The following is a 9,334-nucleotide window of genomic DNA, read 5'->3' as shown; positions in this document are numbered from 1 at the left end:
CTGTTTATGGCCCCGCCGGCGGGATCCGCGCAGCGGTGGCCCGTGTGCGGCGCGCCCCGGATCAGAAGGTTGGCAGCAAGGTCGTCAGGAGGGCCGCCGAGAGGGTCAGTTCCAGCGCGCCGACCTTCGCGGGGCGCAGCCGCCGGCCCGGGAGGAGGACCGCTCGGGCGAGGCAGGCCGCGAAGACCGGGGTCAGCCACGGGGAGAGGGCCGCGGCCAGCGGTACGGCCGCCGCGTGGTAGCCGACCGATGCGCGGCGGTACCCCACCGAACCCCGCTCGCGGATCATCGTCTTCACGTACGGCACCGTCCCCGCGAAGTACAGCAGGCAGGCCGCCGCCGCCCGCCAGGCCCCGCCGGGGCCGAGGCCGCCCAGCCGTGCCGCGACGAGCAGCATCCCGCAGGCCGGTACCACCGCCACCAGGCCGTTGGCCAGGGCCCGCTCCCGGCCCCGCCACGCGTACCAGGTGTTCACCGCCAGGAAGGGCAGGGCCGCCGCGGCCGCGAGGAGCAGCCAGGGGTGCGCGAGGGCCAGGGGCAGGCCGGACGCCCCCGCCGCCGCCCCGCACACCACCGCCGGGACCCCGTGCCGCCGCGCCGAGCGCAGGCCGCGCGCGTGCAGCCGTAGCCACTGCTGCGCGTGGAAGGCGGCCGCGTAGCCGAGCAGCCAGGCCGCGAACAGCGCCGCGTGCGCCCAGCCGGGTCGCGGGGAGAGGAACGTCCCGGCGAGGAAGGGCACGGCCAGCATCGCCCACGCCCCGTGCTGGTCGGGTATCCAGCGGTAGGTCATTTCCGTTCCGTTCTCGATGCGGCACCGAAAGTGGAATTCCGCCGCGTAATTCAGGCCCGGGGCCCCACAGTTGGGGGAACACCAGCTTCGCACCCACTCGGCCCCCGAAAGACCGGAAAGAGGTCACGGGCAATGGGGACCTTTGTCACCGGGTTCGGCATTCCGGCGGGCGTAGCGTCGGAAACGGGCCGGAAATCGACCCTTCCCACCCCCCTCTTTTTTTCCGCCCTGGAGGTCGTCTTGGACGCGCGTCAGGAGAGTCCCTTCCGTTCCCTCGCCGTCGGGGGTGCCCGGCGCGCCGGTGGTTTCTTCACCGACGCCGAGGTCTCCGAGGACCTCCGCACCGTCCACCGCACCGGCGGCCGCGCCGCCGAGGCCTTCTACCGGGACCGGTGGAGCCACGACAAGGTCGTGCACTCCACGCACGGCGTGAACTGCACCGGTTCCTGCCGCTGGAAGGTCTTCGTCAAGGACGGGATCATCACCTGGGAGACCCAGGCCACCGACTACCCCTCCGTGGGCCCGGACCGCCCCGAGTACGAGCCCCGCGGCTGCCCGCGCGGTGCCTCGTTCTCCTGGTACTCGTACTCGCCGACCCGCGTGCGCTACCCGTACGTGCGCGGGACGCTGCTGGAGATGTACCGGGAGGCGAAGGCCCGGCTGAAGGACCCCGTGCTGGCCTGGGCCGACATCCAGGGCGATCCGGAGCGCCGGCGCCGCTACCAGAAGGCCCGCGGCAAGGGCGGTCTGGTGCGGGCGACCTGGGAGGAGGCGACCGAGCTGGTCGCCGCCGCGCACGTGCACACCATCAAGGAGCACGGCCCGGACCGGGTCGCCGGTTTCTCCCCCATCCCCGCGATGTCGATGGCCTCGCACGCCGCCGGTGCCCGCTTCCACTCCCTCATCGGCGCGCCGATGCTGAGCTTCTACGACTGGTACGCCGACCTGCCCGTGGCCTCTCCGCAGGTGTTCGGGGACCAGACCGACGTGCCCGAGTCCGGTGACTGGTGGGACGCCGCGTATCTGATGACGTGGGGCTCCAACGTGCCGGTGACCCGCACCCCGGACGCGCACTGGATGGCGGAGGCGCGTTATCGCGGGCAGAAGGTCGTGGCCGTTTCCCCGGATTACGCGGACAGCACCAAGTTCGCCGACGAATGGATGCATCCACACCCCGGGACGGACGGTGCGCTGGCCCTCGCGATGGGGCACGTCATCCTCAAGGAATTCTTCGTGGAGAAGCAGACGCCCTTCTTCACGGATTACGTCCGCACCTACACCGACCTGCCCTTCCTGGTGTCGCTGCGGGAGACGGAGCAGGGGCTGGTTCCGGGGAAGTTCGTCACCGCCGCCGATCTGGGTGTGGACACCGAGAACGCGCGGTGGAAGACGGTCCTCGTCGACGACGCGACCGGTGAGCCGGTCGTACCGAACGGGACCCTGGGCCACCGCTGGGGGAAGAACGAGGAGCCGGAGTGGAACCTCGACCTCGGCGACACCGTCCCCCGGCTGACGCTGCTCGGGGAGGGCCGGAGCGCCGAGATCGTGCTGCCCCGGTTCGAGGACGACGAGCGCGGCGGGACCGTCCGGCGCGGGGTGCCCGTGCGCCGCCTCGGCGGCCGGCTCGTCACCACCGTCTTCGACCTGATGCTGGCCCAGTACGGGGTCCCCCGCGCGGGCCTGCCCGGCGAGTGGCCGGCCGGGTACGAGGACGCCTCCCAGCCCGGCACCCCCGGCTGGCAGGAGTCGCTGACCTCGGTGCCCGCCGCCCAGGCGGTGCGCGTGGCCCGGGAGTTCGCGCGGACCGCCGAGCAGTCGCAGGGCCGCTGCATGATCCTGATGGGCGCGGGCACCAATCACTGGTTTCACTCCGAGACGATCTACCGCGCCTTCCTCGCCCTGCTCACCCTCACCGGCTGCCAGGGCCGCAACGGCGGCGGCTGGGGCCACTACGTCGGCCAGGAGAAGTGCCGGCCGGTCACGGGCTGGGCCACCCTCGCCGCCGCCTCCGACTGGTCACGCCCGCCGCGCCAGATGATCGGCGCCGCCTGGTTCTACCTGCACACCGGCCAGTGGCGCTACGACACCCTGCCCGCCGGGGCGCTGGCCTCCCCGCTCGGCACGGGCGCCTTCGAGGGCATGAGCGGGGCGGACTGCCTGGCCGCGAGCGCCCGGATGGGCTGGATGCCGTCCTACCCCACCTTCGACCGCAACCCCCTCGACCTGGGCGAGGCCGCCGACCCGGTCGGCGAGGCGGTCCGCGCGCTGAAGGACGGCACGCTCGGCTTCGCCGGCGAGGACCCGGACGCCCCGCGCAACTGGCCGCGCGTGCTGAACGTCTGGCGGGCCAACCTGCTGGGCTCCAGCTCCAAGGGCAACGAGTACTTCCTCAAGCACCTCCTCGGCACCCACTCCAACCTCCCCGAGGACGGCCCCCGCTGCACCCCGCGCGACGTGGCCTACCGGGCGGAGGACGTGGAGGGCAAGCTCGACCTGCTGACCACCATGGACTTCCGGATGACGTCCACCACCCTGCTCTCGGACGTGGTGTTCCCGGCGGCCACCTGGTACGAGAAGCACGACCTGTCCTCCACGGACATGCACCCCTTCCTGCACGCCTTCACCCCGGCCGTGGACCCGCCCTGGCAGGCCCGCTCCGACTACGACGCCTTCCGCGGCCTCGCCGAACGCTTCGGCGAGCTGGCCCGCACCCACCTGGGCGTGCGCCGGGACCTGGTGGCCACCGCCCTCCAGCACGACACCCCCGGCGGGGAGATGGCCCAGCCGGGCGGGGTGGCGCTGGACTGGTCGAAGGGCGAGTGCGAGCCCGTGCCCGGCCGGACCATGTACAACCTGACGGTGGTCGAGCGGGACTACGGGGCGGTGGGCGAGAAGTTCACCGCGCTGGGCCCGCTCGTGGACACCCTCGGCGTGACGACGAAGGCCATCACCTTCGACGTCGCGGAGGAGGTCGCGTACCTCGGCGCGAAGAACGGCACCGTCCGCGCCGGCACCGCCGCCGGCCGGCCCCGGCTGGAGACCGCCCGGCAGGCCTGCGAGGCGATCCTCTCCCTCTCCGGCACCAGCAACGGACGCCTGGCCGTCCAGGGCTTCGAGACCCTCGAGAAGAAGGTCGGCACGCACATGGCCCACCTGGCCGCCGAGGCAGAGGGCAAGCGGATCTCCTTCGCCGACACCCAGGCCCGCCCGGTCCCGGTGATCACCTCACCGGAGTGGTCCGGCTCGGAGTCCGGCGGCCGCCGCTACACCGCCTTCACCGTCAACACCGAGCACCTCAAGCCCTGGCACACCCTCACCGGCCGCCAGCACTTCTTCCTCGACCACGACTGGCTGCACGAGGTCGGCGAGTCCCTCCCGGTCTACAAGCCGCCGCTGGACATGCACCGGCTGTACGGGGAGCCCGGGATCGGGCGGGTCGACGAGAAGACCGTCGCCGTCCGCTACCTCACCCCGCACAACAAGTGGGCCATCCACAGCCAGTACCAGGACAACCTGTACATGATGACCCTGGGCCGCGGCGGCCAGACGGTGTGGATGTCCCCGCAGGACGCCGATGCGATCGGGGTCCGCGACAACGACTGGATCGAGGCCGTCAACCGCAACGGCGTGGTCACCGCCCGCGCCATCGTCTCCCACAAGATGCCGCCCGGCACGGTCTACATGAACCACGCCCAGGAACGGACGGTCGGCGTCCCGAAGACCGAGAAGACGGGCCGCCGCGGCGGCATCCACAACTCGCTGACCCGGGTGATGCTCAAGCCCACCCATCTGATCGGCGGCTACGCCCAGCTGACCTGGGCCTTCAACTACCTGGGCCCGACCGGCAACCAGCGCGACGAGGTGACGGTCATCCGCCGCCGCGACCAGAAGGTGGAGTTCTAGACATGAGGGTCATGGCACAGGTCGCGATGGTCATGAACCTCGACAAGTGCATCGGATGCCACACCTGTTCGGTCACCTGCAAGCAGGCGTGGACCAACCGGCAGGGCACCGAGTACGTCTGGTTCAACAACGTCGAGACCCTCCCCGGCCAGGGCTACCCCCGCCGCTGGGAGGACCAGGACAAGTGGAAGGGCGGCTGGGAGCGCACCCGATCGGGCCGGCTGCGGCTGCGGGCCGGCGGACGGCTGCGGAAGCTCGGCGGCATCTTCGCCAACCCCCACCTGCCGGAGCTCGGCGACTACTACCAGCCCTGGACGTACGAGTACAAGAACCTCACCGAGGCCCCGGCGGGCGAGGACCTGCCCACCGCACGCCCCGTCTCCCAGCTGACCGGAGAGCCCCTCGACACGATCGAGTGGGGCCCGAACTGGGACGACAACCTCGGCGGCGCCCCCGAGCACGCCGTGAAGGACCCCGTCGTGGAGAAGATCCGCGAGGAGGTCGGGGAACGGATCCGCTTCGAGTTCGAGCAGAGCTTCATGTTCTACCTCCCCCGGATCTGCGAGCACTGCCTCAACCCGGCCTGCGTCTCCTCCTGCCCGTCCGGCGCGATGTACAAGCGGGAGGAGGACGGCATCGTCCTCGTCGACCAGGACCGCTGCCGGGGCTGGCGCATGTGCGTCACCGGCTGCCCGTACAAGAAGGTGTACTTCAACCACAGGACCGGCAAGGCCGAGAAGTGCACCCTCTGCTTCCCGCGCGTCGAGGTCGGCATGCCGACCGTCTGCTCGGAGACCTGCGTCGGCCGCATGCGCTACCTCGGCGTGATGCTCTACGACGCCGACCGGGTGGCCGGGGCCGCCGCCGTGGCCGACGAGCACGACCTCTACCCTGCCCAGCTCGAATGCTTCCTCGACCCCGCCGACCCGGCCGTGATCGCCGCGGCCCGCGCGTCCGGGATCACCGACGAGTGGCTCGACGCCGCCCGCCGTTCCCCCGTGTACGACCTGATCACCACCTACCAGGTCGCCCTCCCCCTCCATCCGGAGTACCGGACGATGCCCATGGTCTGGTACGTGCCCCCGCTCTCCCCCGTCGTCGAGGCGGTCGCCGCCACCGGCAGCGACGGTGAGGACGCGGGCAACCTGTTCGGCGCCATCGACGCGCTGCGCATCCCCGTCGAGTACCTCGCGGAGATCCTCACCGCCGGCGACACCCGCCCCGTCGAGGCCGTACTGCGCCGGATGGCCGCGATGCGCGCCTACATGCGCCGGATCAACCTCGGCGAGCCGGCGGACGAGTCCGTCGCGGCGGCCGTCGGACTCACCGGTGCCGAGATGGAGGACATGTTCCGCCTGCTGGCCGTCGCCAAGCAGGAGGACCGGTTCGTGATCCCGGCAGCCGCCCGCCCGGACGCCGACGCCCTCGCCGCCTCCCACCCCCTGGACGGGGGCTGCCCCGTCGCCGGGGCCGAGGGCGGGCCGTCCCGGGTGACGCTCGACATCAGCCCCACGAGGAGGAGCTCATGACCCCCGACGCCCTGGTGCGGCTGGTCGCGGGCTGCGTGCTGCAGTACCCCGGCGACCGCTTCCACGACGAACTCCCGCGCCTGCGCGGGGCCCTGACCGGCGCCCCGGCCGGACCGGCCGCGCTGCTCGACGCCTTCCTCGACCACACCGAGACGCTGAGCGCGATCGAGCTGTGCGCCGAGTACACCTCCACCTTCGACACCCGCAACCGGCGCTGCCTCTACCTCACCTGGTGGGCGGACGGGGACACCCGCCGCCGCGGCCTGTCCCTGGTCCGGCTCAAGCGGATCTACCGGGACTTCGGGCTGGAGTTCACCGGAGAGGAACTGCCCGACTTCCTGCCCGTGGCCCTGGAGTTCGCGGCGCTCCGCGAGGAGGCCGGCACCGAGCTGCTCCAGGAACACCGGGCCGGCCTGGAGCTGCTGCGCCTCGCGCTCACCGAGTGCGGGTCCCCGTACGCACGGGTCCTGGAGGCGGTGTGCGCCACCCTGCCGGGCACCTCCCCGCGGACGAAGGCCGAGGCGAAGGCCCTCGCGCGCAGCGGGCCGCCGCAGGAACTGGTGGGCTTCGGGTCCCCGCTCGTCGACCCCATCGAACCCCTCGGCCCCGGGGTGGACATGCCCGTCGACCTCCCTTGGCCGACCGCCCTCCCGGAAAGGCAGACGGCCTGATGGACCTCCTCCTGTGGGGCGTGTACCCGTACGTCTCCGTCACCCTGCTGATCGCCGGGCTCGTCTGGCGCGCCCGCTACGACGCCTTCGGCTGGACCACCCACTCCTCCCAGCTGCACGAGTCCCGGCTGCTGCGCATCGGCTCGCCGCTGTTCCACTTCGGCATGGCCTTCGTGGTCGCCGGGCACGTCGTCGGCCTGCTCGTCCCGATGAGCTGGACCGACGCCCTCGGCCTCGACGACCACGCCTACCACCTGATGGCCGTCTCCACCGGCGCCGTCGCGGGCGTGGCGGCCGCCGCCGGCATCGGCGTACTGGTCCAGCGCCGCCTGCGCACCCCCGCCGTCCGCAAGGCCCGGGTACGCGGCGACCGGCTGATGTACGCGGTCCTGCTCGGCGCGCTGGCCCTCGGCCTGACGGCGACGGTCCTCAACTCGACCGGGCAGACGGACGGCTACAACTACCGCGAGGGGGTCTCGGTCTGGTTCCGCAGCCTGTTCGCCCTCTCCCCCGACTACCAGCTGATGGCCGCCGCCCCGCTCGCCTTCCGGCTGCACGTCCTCTTCGGGTTCACCCTGTTCGCGCTGATCCCGTACTCCCGGCTGGTGCACATGTTCTCCGCGCCCCTGAAGTACCTCTTCCGCCCGTTCGTGGTCTACCGCCGGCGCGATCCCCGTCTGACGTCCAACCGCCCGGACCGGCGCGGCTGGGAGCGGGTCTCGTGAGGCCGGCCACGCTGGTGCGCCGGCCCCGGCACTCCGTCTCCGAGCGGCCGTTCCTCGTCATCTGGGAGGCCACCCGGGCCTGCCCGCTGGCCTGCCTGCACTGCCGGGCCGAGGCGGCGACGGCGCGGCATCCGGAGGAGCTCGACGGGGCCTGGGCCCGCCGGGTCATGGACCAGGTCGCGGCGTTCGGCAGGCCCGCTCCCCTCTTCGTGATCACCGGCGGGGACCCGTTCCAGCGGCCCGACCTCACCGAACTCATCGCGTACGGGACGGGGCTGGGCCTGCGCGTCGCGGTCTCCCCCTCCGGCACCCCGACGCTCACCCCGGAGAGCCTGCGCGCCGTCCGCGACGCCGGCGCGGTGGCCGTCTCCCTCTCCCTGGACGGCTCCACGGCCGCCCGGCACGACGCCTTCCGGGGCGTGCCCGGGGTCTTCGAACGGACCCTGGAGGGCTGGTGGGCCGCCCGCGCACTCGGCCTGAAGGTGCAGATCAACACCACCGTCAGCCGGGACAGCCTGGAGGACCTCGCCGACATCGCCGCGCTGGTGCGCCGCGAGGGCGCGGTGCTGTGGTCGGCCTTCCTGCTGGTCCCCACCGGCCGCGGGCAGCGGCTGGACCCGCTGACCCCGGAGGCGATCGAGGACGTCCTGCACTTCCTCCACGACTGCGGTGCGGTCCTGCCCGTCAAGACCACCGAAGGCCACCACTTCCGGCGGGTCGCCCTCCAGCGCGCGGTCCTCGACGCCCGCGGGGAGCCGCCCGCGCTGGGGCCGCTGTACGGGCGGCTGCGCGCCCGCGCCGCGTCGGCCCGGCTCTTCGAGGGGGAGCGGCGGCCGGTGCGGCGGGCGCCGCTGGACGTCTCGTCGGGGCGGGGGTTCGCGTTCGTCTCCCACACCGGGGAGGTCCACCCCAGCGGCTTCCTGCCGGTACCGGCGGGCAACGTGAAGAACCGTCCACTGACGGAGATCTACCGGGGCTCGCCGCTGTTCACCGCCCTGCGGGACACCTCGCTGCTGGGCGGCCGGTGCGGTGCGTGCGAGTTCAAGCCGGTGTGCGGGGGCTCGCGGGCGCGGGCGTACGGGACCACCGGGGACGTGCTCGGGGAGGACCCGTACTGCGCGTACGAGCCGGGCTCCTTCCCGTACCAGGCGGAACTCCGCCCCTTGACGGAGAGGACCGCCTGATGGCTTCGGTGATCGTGATCGGCGGCGGGATCAGCGGTCTGGCGGCCGCCTGGCAGCTGCGCGGCGAGGCGGAGGTGACCGTGCTGGAGGGCGGCGCCCGGGTCGGCGGCAAGCTCCGGACCGGGACCTTCGCGGGGGTCCCCGTGGACGAGGGCGCCGAGTCCCTGATGGCGCTGCGCCCCGAGGCGGTCACGCTGGCACGGGAGACGGGGCTCGGCGGGGCCCTGTGCGACCCCGCCGCCTCCCCCACGGCCCTCTGGACCGGCGGGGAGCTGCGCCCCCTGCCCGCCGGGCACGTGATGGGCGTGCCCGGCGACCCGGCCGCGCTGGCCGGTACGGGCCTGCTCTCCCCCGAGGGTGCCGCCCGGGCCGCCCGCGAGGCGGAGCTGCCGGCGGTGCCCCTGGCCGGGGACTGCTCGGTGGCCGCGTACCTGACCGCCCGCTTCGGCCGGGAGGCGGTGGACCGCCTGGTCGAACCCCTGCTCGGCGGCGTCTACGCGGGCCGCGCCGACCGCCTCTCCCTCCGCGCCAC

Annotated in this window: 7 protein-coding genes; 6 read left to right on the top strand and 1 reads right to left on the bottom strand. The window is 73.0% G+C overall.

The window, feature by feature from the left end; genetic code table 11:
- Positions 1–61: 61 nt before the first annotated feature.
- Positions 62–790, bottom strand: coding sequence for a YwiC-like family protein (locus VR44_RS27850; protein WP_052713861.1), 729 nt, complete (start codon positions 788–790; stop codon positions 62–64).
- Between the two features lie 240 nt (positions 791–1,030).
- On the opposite strand from VR44_RS27850, the gene VR44_RS27845 reads away from it, so the two are divergent.
- From VR44_RS27845 to hemG, 6 genes are all read left to right on the top strand, one after another.
- Complete coding sequence (locus VR44_RS27845) at positions 1,031–4,693, top strand: nitrate reductase subunit alpha (RefSeq protein WP_045950371.1); 3,663 nt, start codon at positions 1,031–1,033, stop codon at positions 4,691–4,693.
- Positions 4,694–4,695: 2 nt separating this feature from the next.
- Positions 4,696–6,222, top strand: a complete 1,527-nt coding sequence (narH, locus tag VR44_RS27840) for a nitrate reductase subunit beta (RefSeq protein ID WP_045950370.1) — start codon at positions 4,696–4,698, stop codon at positions 6,220–6,222.
- The gene (gene narJ, locus VR44_RS27835; RefSeq protein ID WP_045950369.1) at positions 6,219–6,893 is read left to right on the top strand and encodes a nitrate reductase molybdenum cofactor assembly chaperone; all 675 of its coding nucleotides are present in this window, start codon (positions 6,219–6,221) and stop codon (positions 6,891–6,893) included. The genes narH and narJ overlap by 4 nt, the downstream gene beginning before the upstream one ends.
- Positions 6,893–7,618, top strand: coding sequence for a respiratory nitrate reductase subunit gamma (gene narI / locus VR44_RS27830; RefSeq protein WP_045950368.1), 726 nt, complete (start codon positions 6,893–6,895; stop codon positions 7,616–7,618). The genes narJ and narI overlap by 1 nt, the downstream gene beginning before the upstream one ends.
- Positions 7,615–8,802, top strand: coding sequence for a TIGR04053 family radical SAM/SPASM domain-containing protein (locus tag VR44_RS27825; protein WP_052713860.1), 1,188 nt, complete (start codon positions 7,615–7,617; stop codon positions 8,800–8,802). Before narI ends, VR44_RS27825 begins: the two co-directional genes overlap by 4 nt.
- On the top strand, positions 8,802–9,334 hold a 533-nt coding region (gene hemG / locus VR44_RS27820), incomplete at its 3' end, for a protoporphyrinogen oxidase (protein WP_045950367.1). The genes VR44_RS27825 and hemG, both read left to right, overlap by 1 nt.

Source organism: Streptomyces katrae (assembly GCF_000966975.1).
In the GTDB taxonomy this organism is placed as follows: domain Bacteria; phylum Actinomycetota; class Actinomycetes; order Streptomycetales; family Streptomycetaceae; genus Streptomyces; species Streptomyces katrae.
The sequence above is the reverse complement of the archived record's forward strand: the minus strand, read 5'-3'. Positions and strand labels throughout refer to the sequence as shown.

What these genes read in the sequence shown, in the direction of transcription:
- VR44_RS27850 (WP_052713861.1), bottom strand. Translation starts at nt 790, where the DNA reads ATGACCTACCGCTGGATACCCGACCAGCACGGGGCGTGGGCGATGCTG.
- narH (WP_045950370.1), top strand. Translation starts at nt 4,696, where the DNA reads ATGAGGGTCATGGCACAGGTCGCGATGGTCATGAACCTCGACAAGTGC.
- narJ (WP_045950369.1), top strand. Translation starts at nt 6,219, where the DNA reads ATGACCCCCGACGCCCTGGTGCGGCTGGTCGCGGGCTGCGTGCTGCAG.
- narI (WP_045950368.1), top strand. Translation starts at nt 6,893, where the DNA reads ATGGACCTCCTCCTGTGGGGCGTGTACCCGTACGTCTCCGTCACCCTG.